The following is a 21,094-nucleotide window of genomic DNA, read 5'->3' on the forward strand; positions in this document are numbered from 1 at the left end:
CCAAATTCACATTTATCTCATTGATTATTATAGCATATTTTACGATAAATTAGAACTTATCAAACTCAGCTTGACCTGCTACTTTGCTGTATTTCACGCTGTCATTTGATTTTTCAGTCCAAATGTCTAGTACCATTCCAATTGTAAGTAAATCAAGTTCAGAAATGCTTATCCCTATTTCTACGCATCTTAGTAGAAATAGGGCTGTTGTCATCTCCCTGCTACTTTTTGGAAGTTTTTTTTAGACTGAACTTCCGTTTCAAGGTTTGCTCCCCAAAGTTCAAGAATCTCCGGAAGAATCTCATAAATAGAAAACATCTCAAACTGGTCAAGCCAATCATCAATATTTCCGGGGATACTTCTATCTGCATGATAGGCCATAATATATGCTACATTTTCAAATATCTCAAGGTCATCAATTTCAAAAGAACCATCACTTGCCTTGAAAGTTTTTTCAAGCTTTGACAGGTCTTTGAAGATATCTCTCTTAAATTTAATTCTATATAGCCTTGGAATGGTAGCAGATGAACGAAACTTGATATCCATCTCTCCCACTCTTACTGTTTTTTCTAGCATCCTTACACCTCCTACTTAGGTTTTACTTCGGTTTTATCCTGTGGAACATACACATTCTTATACCAATTAGCATAAGTATCTGCTGATGTAGTATCTCCAGTTCTTGATTTTACAAGACCGTCCTCTCTTGGATCCGCTGTAAGTGATAGTGTTTCTGTTCCAGGTTCAATCGTATCTTCTTTAGTTTCTGATTCAATAGATGGTCTTGATGCTGAGCAGTTATATAGAACGTGTCTAATTGCATTTATATCACCATCAAATTCGAATAACAGTGCAAACTTTTCTGTTTCAGATACATTTGCCTTTTCTACAAGTACACCATTTCTATCAAGTTCTTCTTTTAGAATTTCTGTTCTAAACCACTCTGGGATAAGTGCAATCTCTAAATCCCCGCTATATCCGTTATTAGCAGTCGATCTAAAATACACAATACCATCTGCATAAAAAGGGCTAGACTCCCCTTCAGCATCAAGACTGATACTGACAGCTCCAGGAATTGCCTTTGGATTTTCGTAAGTAAATGCACCACTTGTATCTTTTTTCAGCTTTGCAGCATGAACATTTTTAAGGTTATACTTTACCTTATTTCCCATTTGTCTTTACCTCCATTTCAAAAATATATAGGACTTCATAGAGTTTTTCAGACTCTATAAAGACTTCTGATTTGTTATAGAAAATGCCGTACTCATCTAGTACGACTTCTACCTTCTTTTCTATATCTAGATTTTTGTAATCTGTATAAACTTCAATATGAACTTCATTTGCTTTAAAATACACCCTTCCATCCGCTGAAAAGTTATCGCTTACTGGCAAGATGTAAATAAGAAAAGGTGGGTTAGGTGATTCACCTTCTGCAAAATGATGATAAGCACTCGGAAATCCAATTTTTTCTATAATTTCTAGTAGCTTATCCATTTGAAATCGCCTCCTTTATCTCTTCTTCAAATACCTTTATAGCTTTTTCCTCAGCGTTTGCAATGTGAGGTCTAGCGGATACCCTACCTCCACCACGCTTTGCATGACCAAACTCAAGAAGATGAGTAAGCTGATATCTATTTTTAGAATGAACGACAAGTTCCAGACTGTTTGATGTTTCTCTCACAGTTTTTACCGTCCAGCTTTTAGAATACTTACCTGTATCACTTGGAGAGTTGCTACTTATTTCATCACGCACGGTCTTTCCTGCATTTTGAACTGCCTTTTTTACTTTTTCAGTTGTAACATCAGCATATTTTTCAAGTTCCTTCATCACTTCAGATGAGAGACCATCTATTTTTACATTACTCATCTTTCCACTCTCCTGCAGTGCAGTTTCATACTTTTCTTCTTGTAATTCATATGGTCAATCCCCTTTATTTCATAAATAGAATTATGAAAGATTACTCTAAAACCTATTGATGAAATATCAGCTACCTCTCTACTGTAGCGAATGGTAAAATCAATCTTGCTTTCATCCCATATAGCACCGCTACTTGTTTCCTCCTGCGGACTTTCACTGCTGATAGTTGCATAGCAAGAATAGTATTTACTCCACACATTTTTATGGTTTCCTATTTTGTCCACTTCAATTTTGCTTTTTTCTATAGTAATGCGTTCATTTAATAGTGAAACTTTCATTAAAATCCCGCCTTTCTTGCTCCAAATAGCATAGATCTAAGTGTAATTGTTAACTCATGGTGGTCGGCCTCTTCTCTATGTTCATAAAGATAGGCAGCCCCATATAGAACTGCCACCTTATATTCTTCAAAATTTTCACCAATGATTTCTTCTTCATCTTTTCTTACTATAGCAAGACACATCTTTTCAGAAGACTTTATAAGGGTGCTAATCAGATTATCATCTTCACTTGTATCCACCCTCAGATAGTTTTTCATTTCATCAAGACTTACAACCATAATTAGCACCCCCCTTTCATTCTTTATGCACTAGCAGTAAGTTTTACCGGAAGAATCTGAACGGCCTCTTTTAATACAAGTTTGCCGTCTACTCTTTCTTTTGCCACAAAACCAATCATGCCGTTACCAGCAAATAATTCAGTAAGTTCCTTAAAAGAACGAGTTCCTCTATCTCCGATATTGTAATAACTATAATCACCAAAGGCGATAGCATTTTCTGGTGCAAAAGCTGAAGTATATACTGGATACCCTAGAACTCTATTTGGTTCTCCCTCCTGGTAAGTAGGTTGCCAAATATATGCACCGTTATTATCTTTAAGCTTTCTCACCTGTGCGATTGTCTTATCGTTCATAATGAAAGCTGCCTTTTTACGGTATGGACGTTTCAAGGAATGAACAAGGTCGATTAAATCATCGGTCTTAATAGCTGTAATTTCTTTTAGGAAAGTACCTCCATCTTTCTTGTTAAAGATACCGGTCGGTTTTCCATTTCCATCACCATTAAGGAAGGCATCTTCTTCTGCATTTGCAAGAGCCTTACCAAAGGCACCTAAAATATGATCCTCTAACTTAAAGGCATTATCATATAACAGTTCCTCTGTTACCTTTACTGCAACATGAAGTTTATGTGCATCAAGAAGCACCTGTGCAAACTTAGAATCACCAAAGTTAAGTGCTCCACCTTCTTCAATCCAAGCTGCTGCAGGATCTGACATAGCAATATTGATTTTATGCTGACCACTTGTTGTGATAGTTGTTCCAAGAGAACGCATGATATTTTCTTCTTCAAGGGTTTCAATCAGTCTCTTATCGTATTCAACTGGAACAAGAAAACCTCCATCAGCATCCACACCTTCCTGCAAAATATCACTTACTTTCTTGAAGTTTGTTCTAAGTGCAGTGAGCATAGATTCCTTGTATTCATCTCTTGCTCTACCCTTCTTCTCTGGTTTATCTTCAACCTTCATTGGTCTACTTACGATAGCATCAGACAGAGGCTTAGATAGTTCTTTATCCATCTCCTCAATTTTCTGTAGACGCTCAATTTCTAAGCTATAGTTATGGACTTTATTTTCCATTTCATCATAGGCTTTAGCATCTTCTTCAGAAATAAGGCCGTCCTTATCTCTCTTGCTATCAAGGAATGCTTTCGCACCCTCCCAAGCCTTATTACGTTTTTCAATCATTTCTAAAATCTTACTCATTTTTCTTCCTCCTAATTTTATTAATCAATGAAAAATGTTCTCGTGCCCAACGATAGAAATATAGAAATCTTTGATTTCGTGATATTTCATCGGAAGGGTACATAGTGTTCTACCTCCAATTTTTCATTAAAAAAAGACGGTCCATTAATTCGTCCGCCTTAATACCTGTATTTCTTTCTTTGTTTTCTATCTTGCATTTAGTAGCTATTCTTTCCATCAAGGAATTAACCACCTGTGCTTTTGAATACATCATGCTCACCTGTGGAACTTCCATATCAATAGTGTCACTTCTTTTTAAGATGTCATCTGCAAAGCCAAGCTCCACTGCTTTATGTGCATCCATCCAAGTTTCCGAGTCCATTAGATGAGATAATTTTGCTCTAGACATTCCAGTCTTAATTTCATATGCATTGATGATAGACTCCTTTACTTCATCTAGCATTGAGATTGCTTTTTCCATCTCCCCCTTATTTCCAAAAGCTATGGTCATAGGATTATGGATCATGAGCATAGATACTGGACTCATCAAAACCTTTGTACCTGCCATTGCAATCACTGATGCTGCACTTGCTGCGATACCATCAACTTTTACTGTGACATCTCCCTTATAGTCGATTAGCATATTGTAGATTTGGGCCGCTGCCACGCAGTCTCCTCCCGGAGAGTTAATCCAAACGGTAATGTTTCCATTCCCCTGATTTAACTCCTCTTTGAAAAGCTGTGGTGTCACATCATCATCAAACCACGATTCTTCAGCTATCGTTCCATTAAGGAATAGGATGCGTTCTGTCACTTCCTCTTCGTTTTGGTTTCTCATTACTTGATTCTTCCAATTCCAAAACTTCTTCATTAGGTTCTTCCTCCTTTCCATCTTTACCTGCAAATGCTCCTGCACGATTTAGTGGGAGCATATTTCCATTTATGAGATATAGGTCACCTCCATCTTCACTTGGAATACGGTCTAGGTTTTCTAATTCTCTAATATCATTGGCAGACATCCATCCGTTTTGTCTGCCGATAGAATAGCCATTCATTCTTGATTGGTAATCGCCACGAAGAAGTCCATCCACATTGAATTTGACATAGTACTTTTTCTTTTCCTCCTTAGTAAAAAGCCTTCTGACAATTGCTTGTTCCCATCTTGCTACCCAAGGATTAAGGGTATACTTTACAAACTCTAGAGACTGCTCCTCAATATTAGAAAAGCTCGATTTCTCAAGGTCACCTACCATATGTGGTGGGACTCTAAAGATTCGAGCTATCTCATTGATTTGAAATTTTCTTGTTTCTAAAAACTGTGCTTCATTTGGAGAAATCGAAATAGGTGTATACTTCATTCCTTCTTCCAAAATCGCTATCTTATGACTGTTGCTACCAGAGAACCCTTTTGACCAGCTTTCCCTCATAGCTTCAGGATCTTTAACCGTTCCCGGATACTCTAGGATTCCACTCGGAGTTGCTCCATTAGCAAAGAACTTAGCTCCATATTCTTCCGTTGCTATTGCCATACCTATGGCATTTTTAGCCATCGCAATTGGTGAATAGCCAACAAGTCCATCAAAACCAAGTCCTGGAATATGAAGGATATCTGATGCTGTAAGTTTCACAGTTCCCTGTTTCCCAAGGCTTGCATCAGAATCACTTACCATATATTCATAATAAATTTGACCTTTATCATCTCTATCTACCTTCATTCTGTCGGGCATAAGTGGATAAAGACCTAATACTTCACCTTTCCCGTTTCTGATTATTTGTGCATAGGCATTACCCCAAAGAAGTAAATGCGTCATCATGGTTTCCCTAAAGACAAAACTTGTCATTTCAGGATTTGGTTCATCATGAAGAACTTTATATAGCGGATGGTCTATTGCTTTTTCAGTTCCTGTATCTGTCCGTAAATAGACATGAAGTGGAAGGCTTGCGACTGCTTCGGATAAAATACGAACGCAGCTATATACTGCTGTCATCTGCATAGCAGAGCGTTCATTTACTCTTCTTCCGGATGATGAACCCCCCATTAGAAAGCTATATGAACTACCATTGGTTCTGTTGGTCGGCTTATCTCTAGATTTAAATAATCCACTTAGTATTCCCATTTGTTCCTCCTAATTTTTGCATAGAAAAAGCACCTACTTGCTTAGTAGATGCTTTCCCTTAATTTCATATTTATCCCTTAAAATAACTATTAATTTAAGGGATTTTTATTTTTATTATTTACATAGACATTTCGACTAAAGCATTTAGACTTTCAGTTATTTCACTAAACTCAATTCCTTTCGCATATGGATTTTTCTTTTGATATCTTATCCATCGTTCTTTAATCAAAGAATCCTCATTAATGTGAGCAATAATGACTTTTGCTTCATCCTTTGAAATATCTGTCTTCCTATATCTAAATGTCATAGAAACAGCTACTTTAAGTTCTTTTATATTAATAACTTCTGATTTATTTTTCAAAATGGCATAGATATCATAAAAATCTTTACTTCTACTATTATTTTCCGCTCTTGCCAGTACTGTTTGTAATTTTTCCGATAGTACGGATTCTAGTGGATACATCTTTAACTCAATATGATCCCCTAAAATTGTGCTATATTTTTCTACCCTTGGGAAAGGATAAATTGGATCGCCTGTGGCAATATCAATACTAAACGGTATTCTAATATTTGCTAAGTGCCCAATGATATGAAATTTCAGTCCGCCATATTCATCCTCTGCTCTAATTTCTTCAGCATTTCCGTTTAATTCAAACCATATATCTGATTGTTTGTTATATTCAATGATTTCTAATAAAACTTTTCTCATCTCTGCAGACTCTAATGGAAATCCCTTAACTAAAAAGTCAATGTCTTGAGTGGCTCTATTTTGTACACCTAAAGAATAAGTTAATAGCATACCACCCTTAAGCGTAAAATTTTCTCTATGTGCACTATTAGAAAGTAGCTTCAAAAATTCATCAAAGAAAAATTTACTTAATGCCAAATTATAATTTAAACCGAGCTCCTTTGCTTTATTTCTTAGTTTCTGTGTTACGCTATCCTTATTCATATACAATTACCTCTAGTATCTCTTCAATTTGCTGTGCTATTCCAAATTCCTTAGCATACTCTCTCAGTTTCCATATATTCTTAGAATCTTTCTTGATATATAGATTCCAAGCCTTAGAAAATATCTCTGTATCTTGATTTTTTCTATCTCTTACCAAATCACAAATGGTCCTTTCCATATCATAAGCATATACAGAATTTCCCATATCCGTTTTAATTTCAACCTTCCCACGTTCATACCATTCTTTCTTTACTTGATGAACAATCACAGAGTCCTTAATACGCCATGCATTATAACCTTGCTTTACGGTTACCTCATTAGTAAAAGGCAATCTATCTGTCAGTCTATGCAAATACAGTGCTGTTTGATAGGAATAAATGCAAGCCTTGTTTTGGAGTTGAAAAAAGTAAAGTTCATCATAATTATCAAAATTTGGATCAAAGTAGACACCTCTTGCCACTCTTTCAAGTTCTCCCTTTTGCACCAAATTTGTAAGATACCAAGAATCAATTTTATTGTCTGATACTTCCTTTGCCGTTATAACTCCATTATTTTGTTTTATGATTTCTCTTATTTTATTTTGATTCACTATTTTCACTTCCTTTTGTGCTTTATTATAAACTAAATAACGCACAAAAGCAAGTTTCCTCTTTATATGAATAAAATACCCCTGCCATCATATACACTTTCTGTATTTTGATTTCCACATCTAATTGCTCTATCAAGTCCCATAATGGTAGCAATTGCACCATCTATCTTTTCTGTGGACTTTTCTTTATCGGCTTTGATGTTTCCAGCAGGATCGGTTCTGATAAAGATATTATCCATCATCCATCTAAGAACAGGATTTCCACCATGAGCAAGTTTTTGCTCTAGTGTTAATTTCATAAGTTCCTTAGTTGGCGGACTCATATCCTTAAAACCCTGTCCAAAAGGAACTACAGTAAAACCCATATTTTCTAGGTTTTGTACCATCTGAACAGCACCCCACCTATCGAAGGCGATTTCTCTAATGTTGAACCTTTCTCCTAGCTTTTCTATGAATTTTTCAATATAGCCATAGTGAACAACATTACCTTCTGTTGTCTGAATATATCCTTGTCTTTCCCAAACATCATATGGTACATGGTCACGTTTTACTCTTAAATCCAGCGTATCTTCCGGTAACCAAAAGAAAGGCATAATACAAAACTTATCGTCTTCATCTATTGGTGGAAAGACTAAAACAAAGGCTGTAATATCCGTTGTCGATGAAAGGTCAAGTCCTCCATAGCAAATTCTTCCTTCAAGTTCATCTTCATCTACTGCAAAAGAACAAACATCCCACTTTTCCATTGGCATCCATCTGATAGCTTGTTTTACCCACTGGTTAAGTCTTAATTGTCTGAAGGAATTTTCTTCACCCGGATTTTGCTTTGCTGATTCGCAGGCTGCCTTTACCTTATCAATTCCAACAGTAACTCCTAAAGAGGGATTTGCTTTCTTCCATACTTTAGGATCTGTCCAGTCATCTTCTTCGTCAGCACCATAAATGACCGGATAAAAAGTAGAATCTATTTTTCTTCCTTCTAAAATATCCTTAGCCTTTTGATGAGTTTCATAACAAATAGAATGCGTATCCGTTCCTGCTGTTGTAATAAGAAAATATAAAGGCTGAGTTCTTGCATCCCCTGAACCTTTAGTCATAACATCAAATAGTTTTCTGTTTGGCTGGGTGTGTAACTCATCAAAAACTACCCCATGTATATTAAAGCCATGCTTGGAATAGGCTTCTGCAGATAGAACTTGGTAGAAAGAATTTGTCGGCTTATAGATAATTCTTTTTTGCGAGGCTAGAATCTTCACCCTTTTATTTAAGGCTGGACACATTCTTACCATGTCGGCTGCAACATCAAATACAATTGTTGCCTGCTGTCTATCAGCAGCACATCCATAAACTTCAGCTCTTTCCTCATTATCACCACAGCATAAAAGAAGTGCGACAGCAGCGGCAAGCTCACTCTTACCCATCTTCTTTGGGATTTCAATGTAGGCTGTATTAAACTGCCTGTATCCATTTGGCTTAATCACACCAAATAAATCTCTTATAATCTGTTCTTGCCAAGGTAGTAACTTAAATAGCTTACCTGCCCATGTTCCTTTGGTATGAGATAGGCATTCAATAAAATTCACAGCATAATCAGCATTACTTTTACTATATTTAGAATCTTTTGCTTTAAACTTTGTAGTCTTATATTTCGCCATCAAATAACCCCCTTTACGTTATAATCGCATTTTGACAAATCACAGATTTGAAACAATGCGATATCTGACCTACTACGAAATCAAAGATTTCTGTTAGGTCATAAAAAATACAGCCCACCGGCTGCTACTACGAGAAACAAAGCCTAGGCTCTGAAACTCTTTTATTGTTAGTTTTGTTTTAATGCCCACTCAATTGCGTGACCATCATCTTTAAATCTTTTGTCGCTTACTTCCCTTAGTCCAATAAAACCTTCGCATGAATGGTCATCATCTAGAAATTCATAAACTGCTGCAAAGTAACAATTTCCATCTGGGTGATAGTAGTGTCCTACAAGAATCACCCTATCTCCAAAGGTTATGACCTTACCCCATCTAGTTTCTAAATCTTCCGGTGTTGCCTGTGTTGGTATCTTGTACTTGTTAGCTAAATCTATCATTTTGCTCATCTTATTTCCCCTCCAATTCTAAGAATTCATCGTAGGTGATGAGGCCTTCGTCATAAAGCTCAAAGTTTTCATTGCCCTTGTAGAATTCTCTTTCTTTTTCTTCTCTTGCTTTGGCTCTTTTTAGGTATTCGTTCCAGCCAATCTTGCCTTCGTCATAAAGTTTTCTTTCAGGCTCTCTTTTATAAAGGGATGCTTTCTTCTCATTTAGTTTTTTTGTCGCTTCCTTAAAAATTTCTTGCTTTGTCATGTTCGTTTCTCCTTTGTTTTGGTATGTGTATATTCCCGTAATTTGAAGGATATAGCAAGTCATTTTTTAAGAAATGTGTGCTTTATTTTCATAATAATTATAGTTTTATTTGCCATAAATAATGAAATCAACATAGGCTTTTCTATCGGTTTCAAGAAAATCTACAAGTTCATAAAAGTCCATTTCGTAAGCGATTCTTTGAACAGTATTTACATCAAACATATTTGTGAGTCCCGTTTCTCTTATTGTGAGGATCTGCTCCTTTATTTTATCGTTCATCTGAAATCCTCCTACAAGAATCTTCGCCATAAGCTATGCTTAGGCTACTTCCGTTATCCCAAGAAACCATAATGGAGCCAATATCATCAACTCCCCTTACCGTTCCTTTTGTACCAATAGGCGGTGCTTGGATATCTTCCATAGATATAAGCTCCACTCTAGTTCCCACCGGATATCTTTTCCTTATTCCTTCAACAACCTCTCTACTTGGAAATCTCATCTTCATGACCTCCATTTCTAAAAGCTGATGATCCTGAAAGTTTTTCAAGAAGTAATTTTCTATCATTCTTAAATTCATCTCCGATAAAGCCAAGTCTTAAAAGAAAACATCTAAAGGCATACTTTTCATTTATAACTTCTTTGGAAGATTCGTTGATGCGTTTAGCACCCACGCTCATCTTACAAAGTGCTGCAATGAATTTTGTATATGTCATTAGATGTTCGTTATCGATATTTTCAAACCAAGGAAAACTTACTTTTTCTTCATCTTCCTCTATCTCAAGGCTTGTAACTCCCAGTGCCTTTTTGATTAAATCCCCCTTATTTTCAAAGATTTTCTCTAGCTTGGATAAATCCACCTTCTCTCTTGGAATTGCCACTGTAAGCCCCTGTGTGACCACTGGCTCCCTTTTAATCTCTTCTTTAGGTACAAAGCCGTCACCGATAAGATTGTGAACTAACCTTTCAAGTGCGAAATCATCTTCACATAAAACCGTTCCCGTCTTATCAATTGTAAAGATTCCAACCTCATAAGCTGTACTTGGCATTCCTAAATACTTGGATTTTTCATTTATGATTCTTTCAATCCCTTTGACAAGCTCTTTTCTCTCTTTACCTGTAACATTAAATTTTACTTGCACTTGTTTTTCCTCCTTTAGTTTTGGTATGTGTATATTCCCGTACTATCAGAGATTTATCAAGTTATATCTGTGCATTACTTAAAATAAAAGTGCTTAATTCCTGCAAGTACAAAACATACATTAGGAAGTGCCACGCCATTTCCCCACATCTTATATTCAGCTGAATCTGTATGAGGACTAGCAAGCCACTTTCTTATCTGTTTTTCACTTCTAGGCTTAGTAGCTTTAGTTACAACTTTCCTATAGGTTTCAAAGACTTCAGTCCAAAATATCAATTCTCCTTCAGTTGGATTTTCTGTTTCAAGTCCATCACACCAACCATCTTGGAAACCTTGAAGCCTCCCGCACTCCTTTGGAGTTAGTCTTCTAACAATATATCTTTGATCCGCCACGTCATTTACAACTGGAGGATCTTTGTAGTCACTTGCAACTAAGGTATTAGCTAGATTTTCCATCGCCTCAGTATGATGGGAGTTTTTGCTGGTTGAATAAATTTCCTTTTCTACGATAAGTTTACCTTGACCTGCCATCTCACTATGAACACCCTTTGGACCATCCATCGCACATAATGTACCTGCTGTTTTGTCACAGTAGACAATGGCAAGTCCGCCTTGATTAGCTTCCGGTGAGTTTTGACCCGTGTTAATAGTTCTTGCCACATCGGTTTCATAGATATTGGCTCTGTGATTTTTGGTGTTTTCTGAGGTAATACGGACATCAAATGTTCTGGTACTATCTTCTACTACAAAAGGCTGATTGTTTCCTCCCGTTCCAAGACTTGCTCCTATAGTATTACTCACAGCAAGAGGTCCTTTAAATCTGGAATCTTGTCCATGATTTTCAAATACCAGTGGCGGGTGATTTCCTACACTTGCAGTGATTGTTCCACTTTTTTCTTCATGAACATCCATCCTCTGACCCCCTTGGTCATTTAAGCACAGATTTGTGACTGCATCTCTAGTGCCTTCTTTAAGACCTCCGGCAGTTCTTTTCCACGGGCATTTGCTCTTTTCAAGATGCCAAGGCAAGCCTTCTGACTCAAATAATATTTTTCCGGCACTTTCTCCATTAAAATCGCAGACAAGATAGATACGTCTTCTTCTTTGGGGAACTCCCCAGTACTGAGCATCAAATACCCTCCATGCGAGTGAGAAATCTCCTGCCATGATAAGACCTGCATTTTGCCATTTTTTAGGTCTAGCCTCATCAATTTTATGTCCTTTGATCTCACAGATTTCTTTGAGAACTGAAAAGAAGTCCTCTCCTTTGTTTGAGGAGAATGCACCTGGCACATTTTCCCAAACGATATATCTTGGTTTTTCTCCATGCGTTTCCTCCCTCATCTCTTTAATAATTCTAATTGCCTCATAAAATAAATTAGAGCGAGAACCATTAAGCCCCGCTCTTTTTCCTGCTATGGACATATCTTGGCATGGACTGCCAAAAGTGATAATGTCGACTGGTTCAATTTCATTTCCCTTTATTTTTGAAACATCACCTAGGTGTTTCATGTTTGGAAATCTTCTAGTTGTCACTCTAATAGGGAATGGCTCTACTTCTGACGCCCATATCGGTGTAATTCCTGTAAGAATGCCACCAAGTGGGAAACCTCCGCTCCCGTCAAATAAGCTACCTAGTGTAAGAGGTTTATTCTGTTTTTTCTCCATCTATTTCCACCTCTTTCACCAAGTCTTTATATGATAATTTCTTACCACCACGAATCACATAGACATTTTCACTATCTCCGGTATCTTCCACATATCGTCTTAAAATGACTGATGCATATTTTTCATCAAGTTCCATCGTAAAACAGATTCGATTTGTCTTTTCGCAAGCCATTAAGGTTGAACCACTACCACCAAAGGTATCAATGACGATGGCATTTTCCTGACTTGAGTTTTGAATCGGATAGGAAAGTAAATCTAGTGGCTTTGATGTCGGATGATTTTCATTTCTCTTTGGTTTATCAAAGTTCCAAATAGTTGTTTGTTTTCTATCGGAATACCATGAATGCTTACCATTTTTAAGAAAGCCATAAAGCACCGGTTCATGTTGCCACTGATAGTCACTTCTACCAAGAACAAGTGAGTTCTTTACCCATATACAACAGCCTGCAAGATGAAATCCTGCATCAATAAAAGCTTTTCTAAAATTAAGTCCCTCCGTATCAGCGTGAAATATATAGGCTGTTCCACCACTTTCCAAATACTCGGCCATATTTTGAAAGGATATAAGAAGGAAATGATAAAACTCTTCCTCTTTCATCGAATCGTTTTTTATCGTAAGTCCACTGGCACTTTTAAATGAGACCCCATAAGGGGGATCGGTAATAATGAGATTTGCTTTTTTACCATCCATTAATTTATCTACATCTTCCTTTGAAGTAGCATCACCACACATCAGAGTGTGTTTGCCAACATTCCAGACATCGCCTTTTTCTACAAAGGTGGCTTTTTCAAGTGCTGATGTTAGGTTAAATTTATCATCTTCCACCGTTTCCTTTTCAGAGTTTCCAAATAACTCATCAAGTTCTGCTCCCTCAAAGCCCGTTAGGGCTAAATCAAAATCCATACCTTCTAATTCTTCAATCTCAATTCTTAATAGTTCCTCATCCCAGCCAGCCTCCAGTGCCATTTTGTTGTCAGCTATGATATATGCTTTCTTTTGTGCCTCAGATAGATAATCAACCAGTACACATGGCACTTCTTCAATCTTTTCTTCTTTAGCTGCCATAACTCTTCCGTGACCTGCGATGATATTAAACTTGGAATCAATGATGACCGGATTGATAAAACCAAATTCTCGTAAAGAGGATCTAAGTTTCATAATCTGCTCTGGGGAGTGAGTTCTTGCATTATTCACATAAGGGACTAGTTTACTAATTTCCACCATTTCCATTTTTGTTTTCATAAACTCACCCCATTAAAAAAGACCCCATTCAGCGAACTTTTCAAATCCACCAATAGAGTCTATATACTTTCTTGCGATATTTACGATTTCGCTATACGGCTTACCATCAACTACTTCATCACCAATGGCACAGCTAAGTTCAATCGGTCTTTGTTCCACCTGTGCTTTAAGAAAAGCATAGATATTTACTGATACATCAGCTTTGGATAAGTCCTTACCATGAAGGCCTCCACCTGTAACTGAATCAGCCATATCCGATCCAAGTTTACGGTTTGTTGCTCCTGTATCTACATCAGTTCCACCAGTCCAATCACCTAGTGGATTGATTTCTGCATAAGGATAATCATTTTTTAAAGCCTCTGTACTTGCATTACTTTGACAAATAATAAGCTTTGTATCATCTAGGATATATTTGCCATCATATGGATATTTAGAATGAATTTTTCTTGCTATCTTAGATAACTGTTTTTGTTCAAGTGTAAGAGGTACTCCTTTAAATATGCCATTATCCCCACATCGGATAGTTTCTTCTTGGTTTTTAGATAGGTGTTTATCTTGAGGAACGATTACTATATCCTTTTTTACATTTCCTGCAATACGAGCTATTGCCTCTTTAATATCCTTATACTTAAAATTGACCGTGCTTTCTATAATCACATGACAAACACCATGACCGATTAATACTTCTACGGCAACTTTAGGATTATCACAATTTTTATATGCTATATCTACAATCGCACCCGCAACTCTATCTGCAATTTTATCTGGGTGTTTTGGATTTACTTTTTCTATCATTTTTCTTATCTCCTTCTTCTTAATAGCTGCTCCATAAGGTCATCGCTATCTTCTTCATAAATTTCTGTACAGTTTTGTTTGACGATGTCGTATATCTCATACCAAATAAGATTTGCTGTTTTTTGAAACTGTGATGACATCTGAATAAATGGCGAAGCAATTACTCCACCTGTTGTTGGGTGCTTTCCAAGCATTCCATATCTACTAATAGCATCCTCGCATTGAATATATCTGGCAAAGGCCTGTGAATATGACTCAAGCAATCTTTTATTTACTAACTTTTCGCATTTTCTCTCCTTTAGCCACAACCATGTTTCTTTATATATTTCATCTGCGCCTAGTGGAATACCATCCTTTTGTTTTGCAGATAGGTACTCACCAGGTTTTGGCATATCTATTCCATCAAGTTCTACACCATCAGGTAAATCAACAGAATCAAGTTCTGCATAGTACATATCCGGTATATCATTTGCAAGCAGTTTTACTTTTTCTCCATTTTGTATTTTTTCAGCTATTGGCCTTGGTTTATCTCCTGCTTTTACTCTTCTACCACCTCTGTATGTTCCGTCTTTGGCCACATTCATCACTTCCTTTCCATTCATATTTTTTAGTTTTCTTTAATACCCCCTTTGAACCTCGCTTTTTGTGCGTGAGACCCCACGCCCGTTCCACGGTGGCTAGGTTCGTAGAGATAATGACCGCCCCTACCCATTTACTTTTTATTCCAACGGTCTCCTCTTTGGGCATGAATTCTCGCATGACACGATTTGCATAAAGATATCAAATTACTTTTATTATGATTTCCACCTTCAGAAAGAGGTTTGATGTGATGCACTTCTTCTACAGGAACTAAAATTTTCTTCTTAAAGCACTCCTCACAAAATGGATGCTCCTTAACATAGGAATCTCTTACTCTTTTCCACACTCGTCCATACCTACGGCGTACAGCAGGATTCCTGTCGTACTTCTCGTAGCGTTTGTTCTCCTCTTTTTTATGCTCCTCGCAGAACCTACCATCAGTTAAGTTAGGACATCCAGGGTAAGAACATGGACGCTTTGGTTTTCTTGGCAAGTCTTCCACCTCCTTTTGGGCATAAGAAAAGCCCTGAAGGTTTTTCCTCCAAGGCTTAGCTTATTTATACTTTTTGCTGATTATATAATATCACATTTAGCCATAGGTTCGCACCATACCAAAACATACCAAAACGTACCATTTTTCCCTAAATTCATAACCATATAGGATTTTCTGGTAAAACAGCATTCTTAATTGCCTTTTCATGCCATCTAATAATAGTAGTTTTCCCTGCATGGAGTTCTCTTCCTATTTCTTCCCAAGTCATATTTTTTAAGTACCTATACCTAAGAACCATTTGTTCGTCGATATTTTCTAGTTCAGAAATCATTTCAAGCATTTGCTCTTTTAAACTTATTAAAAGCGTTAGCTCCTCATTTATCTTTGCCTCTAAATCCATGATTTTAGTAAGTGATCTCACAAATGGAGCCTCAAGATTTCTACTTGTTTGTACTCTATCTATATCAAACCTTGGAGATGAAACACTAGATGCCAAAGCACGAAGATTTTCAACATCTTCTAAATCAGCCTTTATTTTCTTATCAAGACGATACGCTTGATTTAAATATGCTTTTGGTGTCATAATCATAACCTCCGATTTTATAAATCTCGGATTGTCACTTTTTGACTCTGATTGTCTTAGATTTTGATATTTACCTTTACCGCATCAATTAAAGCCGATTGACTAATATCTTTATCCGATAGAGACATCATTATTCTTTCGTCTACAGTATTTTTTGTAAGGATATGAATTACGCTGACCGTCTTGTTATTTTGCCCCTGTCTCCATAGTCTTGCTACAGTCTGCTGATAAAATTCTAAATTCCATGTGATTCCAAACCAAATCATAATAGACCCACCATCTTGAAGATTAAGCCCATGGCCTGCTGATGCAGGATGTATAAGACCTACAGCAATCTTCCCTTCATTCCATTTTCTTATACTCTCATCGGTATCTACCTTCGCAAATTTTATTCCCAACTTTTTTAGTCTTTTAGATATTCTTTCAAAGTCGTGTTTATACCAATATGCTACAAGTACAGGATTTCCATTTGCAGATTCAATAATATCTTCCAGCGCATCAAGTTTTCTTTCGTGAAACTCTATCACTTCTTGATCGTCCATATACACTGCACCATTTGCCATTTGAGATAACTTATTTGAAAGACTTCCTGCATTTGCTACTGTTATTTCCCCTTCTGGAAGTGATAAAATCAAATCCCTTTTTAATGCTTTATATTTTTTCTCTTCACTCTCAGTCAGGCATACCATATATTTTGAATTAACAAGGTCAGGCATTTTAAGATGATCTGTTGCCCTCATAGAAATTGTAATATCAGATATTTTTTCATAAATACTCTCTTCAGCTCCCGGAAGTGGCTTATAGCTATAAACAATATGACCGTTCATTTTATCTGGTCTAAAATAAGCATTTCTATACTGACCAATGAATCTTCCAAGTCTTTCTCCCATATCAAGCACCTTATATTCTCCAAACAAATCCATTAGCCCATTTGAAGATGGTGTCCCTGTAAGTCCAATTACTCTTTTAACTTTTGGCCTTGCTTTCATAAGACCTCTAGACCTTTTCGATTGATGATTCTTGAAAGAACTCAGTTCATCAAGCACTACAGTATCATAATCGAACTTAATACCCGATTTCTCAATTAGCCAATGTACATTCTCACGATTTATCACATAGATATCCGCTCGTTTTTCTAAAGCTTTCAATCTTTCTTTTTCACTTCCGACAGCTACAGAAAACTCTAAATTTTTTAGATGATCCCACTTCTTTATTTCAGCTGACCATGTATTTCTTGCAACTCTAAGAGGTGCAATCACTAAAATTTTATGTGCTTCAAAATAGTCAAACAGTAGATTATTTAAAGCTGTAAGTGTAATGCTCGTTTTTCCAAGTCCACAGTCTAAAAATACGGCAGATATTTTATGAGATTCAATATATTCTCTCGCATAATTTTGATAATCATGTGGCTTATATATCATCAAGCACACCTCCTATCTGAGTCACATTATCAATCACATAAACCTTAAATCCAAGATTTGTTAAAAGTCTATGCCTTGATAACTGAAGAGGTCTTGGTTTCTTGCCTTCCACCTTTAACTCTGCAAAGGCAAATCTTCCTTTTGGCATTAATATAATTCTATCTGGCATACCATCAAACCCCGGTGATACAAATTTTGGACATAGCCCACCGTGCTTTTTCACCTCTGAAACCAGCTTTTTTTCTATAAATTTTTCTCTCATTTTTAATCCTCTCGGTAACAAGGTAACAAGTAGAACAAGTTTTTCTATATTCCTATACGCGCGTATATGCGTAATAACAAGCTACTAATAGGCTATATATTAACTAAAATAATTATATAGATATTTCTTGTTCCACTTGTTCCTATCTTTTGTAATTATTGATTTTACTAACTTGTCTAAAGGAACATTTTTTAGAACAATCATTTACTCTTCGTTCCTTTGCAAGAACAATGTTTTTTCCCCATCGTTCCCACTTTTATCCCTTGTTCCTTTCATAGATTCTTTGTTTACCATACAATGAAATCCTTCTTGTGTTACTTTTTTGCCACCCATCAATTTTTTGCATGATACCTCCTAGTTCATAAGAGTCAATTTTCTTCATAACAGAAGGATCTTTTCCAAAGCACTCACACCATATTTCCATATTACAAACAGTAGTCCTTCTCACAACCCCCTTTTTAGCGATACCGGATACTCCGCTATCGCTGAGGTAATGCCTTCTTTCATATAGATCCATATCATCCCAATTATCTGGAAGAAGTTTATCTAGATACTCACGAACAAGACCTTCTCTTTCATCTGACTCCATAGCATCTGCCTGCTTAGATCTTGCAAGTACTGCCGTATCGCCTTCAAGATATAGCTTTTCATCTTTATTATAAAAATGAACAGCCTCTGCCCATATCTGCTCCACTTCTTCTTTTGTTATCTCCCATGATTTTTTCTTTGATTTACCATTAACACTAACTGGCCAAAATCTACGGTTGCCTGTAATATCACGAAGAAAACCTGTCTCTGAATTTGTAGAACCAACAATAATACACTGTCTAGGATGACTCTCTACAGTTTTTCCATAGGATGGTCTGTACTCATCATCTGTACGGCTAATAAATGATTTTACCGACTCAATATCAGCTTTTTTCATACCGGCAAGTTCTCCAAGTTCCAGTATCCAGTAACCTTGAAGTTTTTCTGCTCCAGACTTATCCTTCATATCTGTTAAGGTCAGACTATCAGAGAACCAATTTCCTGCAAGCTTTGCAAAGAACGTTGATTTTCCTATTCCTTGAGCACCGTTTAGAATTAGAACACTATCAAATTTAGTCCCCGGCTTATATATTCTTGCCACAGCTGCAACAAGTGTTTTTCTACTAACTTCCCTTGTATAATTCGTATTTTCTGCACCAAAATAATCTATGAGAATAGTATCTATCCTTGAAACTCCGTCCCATTCAGGAAGATTGTTCAGATAATCCCTTATCGGATGAAATCTTCTATCGTCTGCAACTTTTGTAAAAGCAACATCATGATTCCTAGTAGAAAAAGTCACATACTTTACATCAATCAATGCTTTCATTTGAGCAGTATCGGCATCTCTCCAAAACTTATTATCTCTTGGTCTTTCCCAAGGAACAGCCCCAGTAATCTGTATCCTGCTTGCCATTTCGTTATAGCCAAAATTTGCAAAGTCAGGATCATTGTTTAATATGAGCATTTCATTCCAGACGCTATTTTCTAAAACCTTACTTCTTGGCTGTAGTTTTAATTTTAATCTCCAGTCCCCATCTTCTTCATCTAAACTTTTGAAATCATCTTCTGATTGCTTTTTCTTTTCATCCGCTATCTGAAGTTTCACACTATCTAAAGTAATAGCAAATTCAGACATAGCATTAAAAGATTTCTTAGGATCATCATCATAAAATTTATGGATTCTAACAAGATCAAAGGCACTTAAAAGTTTAAGATAGGCTGGATCTTTTGCATGGTGGCTATAGGCAAACTTCCCTTCATGAATTAAAAGACCAGGCTGGCTTTTTGATTCAAAATACCTGTACCTATTTTCCATATCGGAAGTTTCATAAATATCAGAAAGTAATTCCTCAATTACAGTATTTATGGGATAAAAAGCCCTATTAAAAGCACCTACTATTCCCTCTTTTTCAAGTGGATCTGCTTGTTTTTTATCGCTGATGCCTCTTGCCACGCTTTCTCTTGAAGATGTTGGTAAAAGCGTTGGATCAGTCCATTCTGGATGGGCTAATAAAATATCATCTGGATTTAAAATAGCACCACTTACTTTTTCAAACACAAAATCACCATTAGAGGGTGTGGTCGGCCAATACATAAGTTGCTGTGGTCTATATGAGCATTCATCAAACATATCTATCTCCCAGTCACTTGCAAAATATCTTGATACCGCAACATACTCTTCTGGTGTTATATTTCTAGACAAAGGAACAATTATTCTAAGCCTTGGCTTTTCTTTTATATGGCTGTGGGTTGTATAAAGGCAGCAGGTAAAGGTGCAAAGCATTGTAAATCTATCAATAAAGTCAATATCAGCTTGGTCAACATCTAGTGTAAGCATAGAGCGGCATTCTACATTTTCACCCTTTCTGCTCCCACCTTTAAGGCTTCCTCCAACAAATCCACCTTTATCCTTAACCCTATCCTTTTCACTTTTAGGAAGCTTAGGGTATTCTTCTTTTGTTTCAGAGGTATAAATCGTTGTAGAAAGCCTTTTACATAAATCATCAAAGCTTATCTCTTTATTCGTCCACTTCTTAGCAAAACAGCTACTTCCATATGCAATTTTTAGTTTCTGCACCGCCTTCTACCTCCTTAAGCTCTTCTGAAAAATATCTAATTTTATACTTTCTTTTAATTGCCCTCTTTATTTCACATTCCATGCCTTTTGAGATATGTTCTCCAAAAACCCAAACCTCACTACACTTATCCATTAGCACATTTCCAAATTTAAGACCAAGCTTTCTGTCTTTTGGAATGTTATCATCCAGAAACTGTGGAAATAAAAGATGTGGAGTAATGGGAATATATCCTTCATTTACGACAAACCTTGAATACTTTCTTGCAGATAAAATATTCTTATGTGTGTCTCCAGCAAAGGGAGAACACACATATACAAGTGGCATAAATTTCTTACTTTTCTTCATAGGACATCTCTCCTATCATTTTCTTACTGCACTCCTCGCAAAGTACAGCAGTGCTACAAAGGTCACCTTCTCCATCAGATATCACATCTTCAAGGTTTACCTGAACTTCTCTACCACATTTAGGACATATACAAAATACATTCTCATCGTTGATTTCAATCTTTGTTTCTGCTGTATCACTTATTTTCTCTTTTACATAAAACATACTATTTATCCTCCCTTATCTTAGTTGCTTCCATATAGGGCTTATATCTTTTGGTATTAACTCTTTCATAAAAAATACCGACCTTTCATAAA

29 protein-coding genes are annotated in these 21,094 nt (G+C 36.5%); all 29 read right to left on the reverse strand.

Annotated features, from left to right (window positions below; genetic code table 11):
- Positions 1-49: 49 nt before the first annotated feature.
- Positions 50-214: a hypothetical protein gene (locus tag IBJ83_RS02365; RefSeq protein ID WP_176269816.1), complete on the reverse strand. Its 165-nt coding sequence runs from the start codon at positions 212-214 to the stop codon at positions 50-52.
- Positions 211-576 carry a hypothetical protein gene (locus IBJ83_RS02370; protein WP_150412414.1) on the reverse strand — a complete coding sequence of 122 codons (366 nt, stop codon included), beginning with the start codon at positions 574-576 and terminating at the stop codon, positions 211-213. Before IBJ83_RS02370 ends, IBJ83_RS02365 begins: the two co-directional genes overlap by 4 nt.
- An 11-nt stretch (positions 577-587) precedes the next feature.
- The gene (locus IBJ83_RS02375; RefSeq protein ID WP_201275167.1) at positions 588-1,169 is read right to left on the reverse strand and encodes a major tail protein; all 582 of its coding nucleotides are present in this window, start codon (positions 1,167-1,169) and stop codon (positions 588-590) included.
- Positions 1,159-1,491 (reverse strand): hypothetical protein, encoded by a 333-nt coding sequence (locus tag IBJ83_RS02380; protein WP_201275168.1) that lies wholly within the window; start codon positions 1,489-1,491, stop codon positions 1,159-1,161. The genes IBJ83_RS02375 and IBJ83_RS02380 overlap by 11 nt, the downstream gene beginning before the upstream one ends.
- Positions 1,484-1,864 carry an HK97-gp10 family putative phage morphogenesis protein gene (locus IBJ83_RS02385; protein WP_201275169.1) on the reverse strand — a complete coding sequence of 127 codons (381 nt, stop codon included), beginning with the start codon at positions 1,862-1,864 and terminating at the stop codon, positions 1,484-1,486. The genes IBJ83_RS02380 and IBJ83_RS02385 overlap by 8 nt, the downstream gene beginning before the upstream one ends.
- Positions 1,861-2,193 carry a phage head closure protein gene (locus IBJ83_RS02390; RefSeq protein WP_201275170.1) on the reverse strand — a complete coding sequence of 111 codons (333 nt, stop codon included), beginning with the start codon at positions 2,191-2,193 and terminating at the stop codon, positions 1,861-1,863. The genes IBJ83_RS02385 and IBJ83_RS02390 overlap by 4 nt, the downstream gene beginning before the upstream one ends.
- Positions 2,193-2,471 (reverse strand): head-tail connector protein, encoded by a 279-nt coding sequence (locus IBJ83_RS02395; protein WP_201275171.1) that lies wholly within the window; start codon positions 2,469-2,471, stop codon positions 2,193-2,195. The genes IBJ83_RS02390 and IBJ83_RS02395 overlap by 1 nt, the downstream gene beginning before the upstream one ends.
- Positions 2,472-2,494: 23 nt before the next feature.
- Entirely contained in the window at positions 2,495-3,676 is a 1,182-nt protein-coding gene (locus tag IBJ83_RS02400) for a phage major capsid protein (RefSeq protein WP_201275172.1), read from the reverse strand.
- Between the two features lie 109 nt (positions 3,677-3,785).
- Positions 3,786-4,526 (reverse strand): head maturation protease, ClpP-related, encoded by a 741-nt coding sequence (locus IBJ83_RS02405; protein WP_231698842.1) that lies wholly within the window; start codon positions 4,524-4,526, stop codon positions 3,786-3,788.
- Positions 4,444-5,772: a phage portal protein gene (locus IBJ83_RS02410; RefSeq protein ID WP_201275173.1), complete on the reverse strand. Its 1,329-nt coding sequence runs from the start codon at positions 5,770-5,772 to the stop codon at positions 4,444-4,446. Before IBJ83_RS02410 ends, IBJ83_RS02405 begins: the two co-directional genes overlap by 83 nt.
- 118 nt (positions 5,773-5,890) lie before the next feature.
- Positions 5,891-6,724: a nucleotidyl transferase AbiEii/AbiGii toxin family protein gene (locus IBJ83_RS02415; RefSeq protein WP_201275174.1), complete on the reverse strand. Its 834-nt coding sequence runs from the start codon at positions 6,722-6,724 to the stop codon at positions 5,891-5,893.
- Positions 6,717-7,313: a type IV toxin-antitoxin system AbiEi family antitoxin domain-containing protein gene (locus tag IBJ83_RS02420; RefSeq protein ID WP_201275175.1), complete on the reverse strand. Its 597-nt coding sequence runs from the start codon at positions 7,311-7,313 to the stop codon at positions 6,717-6,719. Before IBJ83_RS02420 ends, IBJ83_RS02415 begins: the two co-directional genes overlap by 8 nt.
- Positions 7,314-7,375: 62 nt before the next feature.
- Positions 7,376-8,968: a terminase large subunit gene (locus tag IBJ83_RS02425; protein ID WP_201275176.1), complete on the reverse strand. Its 1,593-nt coding sequence runs from the start codon at positions 8,966-8,968 to the stop codon at positions 7,376-7,378.
- 167 nt (positions 8,969-9,135) lie between these two features.
- Complete coding sequence (locus IBJ83_RS02430; protein WP_201275177.1) at positions 9,136-9,414, reverse strand: Nmad4 family putative nucleotide modification protein; 279 nt, start codon at positions 9,412-9,414, stop codon at positions 9,136-9,138.
- A 1-nt stretch (position 9,415) separates the two neighbouring features.
- On the reverse strand, positions 9,416-9,661 hold the full coding sequence (locus IBJ83_RS02435) for a hypothetical protein (RefSeq protein WP_117625168.1): 246 nt from the start codon (positions 9,659-9,661) through the stop codon (positions 9,416-9,418).
- A gap of 105 nt (positions 9,662-9,766) precedes the next feature.
- A complete protein-coding gene (locus tag IBJ83_RS02440) occupies positions 9,767-9,940 on the reverse strand; it encodes a DUF5049 domain-containing protein (RefSeq protein WP_201275178.1) in 174 nt (57 codons plus the stop codon).
- On the reverse strand, positions 9,930-10,238 hold the full coding sequence (locus tag IBJ83_RS02445) for a DUF4314 domain-containing protein (protein WP_456299554.1): 309 nt from the start codon (positions 10,236-10,238) through the stop codon (positions 9,930-9,932). The genes IBJ83_RS02440 and IBJ83_RS02445 overlap by 11 nt, the downstream gene beginning before the upstream one ends.
- On the reverse strand, positions 10,144-10,800 hold the full coding sequence (locus IBJ83_RS02450; protein WP_201275180.1) for a virulence protein: 657 nt from the start codon (positions 10,798-10,800) through the stop codon (positions 10,144-10,146). The genes IBJ83_RS02445 and IBJ83_RS02450 overlap by 95 nt, the downstream gene beginning before the upstream one ends.
- A 74-nt stretch (positions 10,801-10,874) precedes the next feature.
- Positions 10,875-12,467, reverse strand: coding sequence for a DNA cytosine methyltransferase (locus tag IBJ83_RS02455; RefSeq protein ID WP_201275181.1), 1,593 nt, complete (start codon positions 12,465-12,467; stop codon positions 10,875-10,877).
- Positions 12,448-13,710, reverse strand: a complete 1,263-nt coding sequence (locus IBJ83_RS02460; protein WP_201275182.1) for a site-specific DNA-methyltransferase — start codon at positions 13,708-13,710, stop codon at positions 12,448-12,450. Before IBJ83_RS02460 ends, IBJ83_RS02455 begins: the two co-directional genes overlap by 20 nt.
- A gap of 12 nt (positions 13,711-13,722) precedes the next feature.
- Complete coding sequence (locus IBJ83_RS02465) at positions 13,723-14,505, reverse strand: S-adenosylmethionine synthetase N-terminal domain-containing protein (RefSeq protein ID WP_201275183.1); 783 nt, start codon at positions 14,503-14,505, stop codon at positions 13,723-13,725.
- Between the two features lie 5 nt (positions 14,506-14,510).
- Positions 14,511-15,089: a P27 family phage terminase small subunit gene (locus IBJ83_RS02470; protein ID WP_194251712.1), complete on the reverse strand. Its 579-nt coding sequence runs from the start codon at positions 15,087-15,089 to the stop codon at positions 14,511-14,513.
- 128 nt (positions 15,090-15,217) lie between these two features.
- A complete protein-coding gene (locus IBJ83_RS02475) occupies positions 15,218-15,586 on the reverse strand; it encodes an HNH endonuclease (RefSeq protein WP_456299555.1) in 369 nt (122 codons plus the stop codon).
- A 145-nt stretch (positions 15,587-15,731) separates the two neighbouring features.
- Positions 15,732-16,160 (reverse strand): DUF1492 domain-containing protein, encoded by a 429-nt coding sequence (locus tag IBJ83_RS02480; RefSeq protein WP_201275185.1) that lies wholly within the window; start codon positions 16,158-16,160, stop codon positions 15,732-15,734.
- 56 nt (positions 16,161-16,216) lie between these two features.
- Positions 16,217-17,581, reverse strand: coding sequence for a DEAD/DEAH box helicase (locus IBJ83_RS02485; RefSeq protein WP_201275186.1), 1,365 nt, complete (start codon positions 17,579-17,581; stop codon positions 16,217-16,219).
- A complete protein-coding gene (locus tag IBJ83_RS02490; protein ID WP_201275187.1) occupies positions 17,571-17,843 on the reverse strand; it encodes a VRR-NUC domain-containing protein in 273 nt (90 codons plus the stop codon). Before IBJ83_RS02490 ends, IBJ83_RS02485 begins: the two co-directional genes overlap by 11 nt.
- Before the next feature lie 256 nt (positions 17,844-18,099).
- Positions 18,100-20,451 (reverse strand): VapE domain-containing protein, encoded by a 2,352-nt coding sequence (locus tag IBJ83_RS08555; RefSeq protein ID WP_201275188.1) that lies wholly within the window; start codon positions 20,449-20,451, stop codon positions 18,100-18,102.
- The gene (locus IBJ83_RS02500) at positions 20,420-20,797 is read right to left on the reverse strand and encodes a DUF7768 domain-containing protein (protein WP_201275189.1); all 378 of its coding nucleotides are present in this window, start codon (positions 20,795-20,797) and stop codon (positions 20,420-20,422) included. Before IBJ83_RS02500 ends, IBJ83_RS08555 begins: the two co-directional genes overlap by 32 nt.
- Positions 20,784-21,002, reverse strand: a complete 219-nt coding sequence (locus IBJ83_RS02505) for a hypothetical protein (RefSeq protein ID WP_201275190.1) — start codon at positions 21,000-21,002, stop codon at positions 20,784-20,786. Before IBJ83_RS02505 ends, IBJ83_RS02500 begins: the two co-directional genes overlap by 14 nt.
- Positions 21,003-21,094: the final 92 nt, after the last annotated feature.

The sequence above is a fragment of the Parvimonas parva genome (assembly GCF_016552165.1).
Classification (GTDB): Bacteria; Bacillota; Clostridia; order Tissierellales; family Peptoniphilaceae; genus Parvimonas; species Parvimonas parva.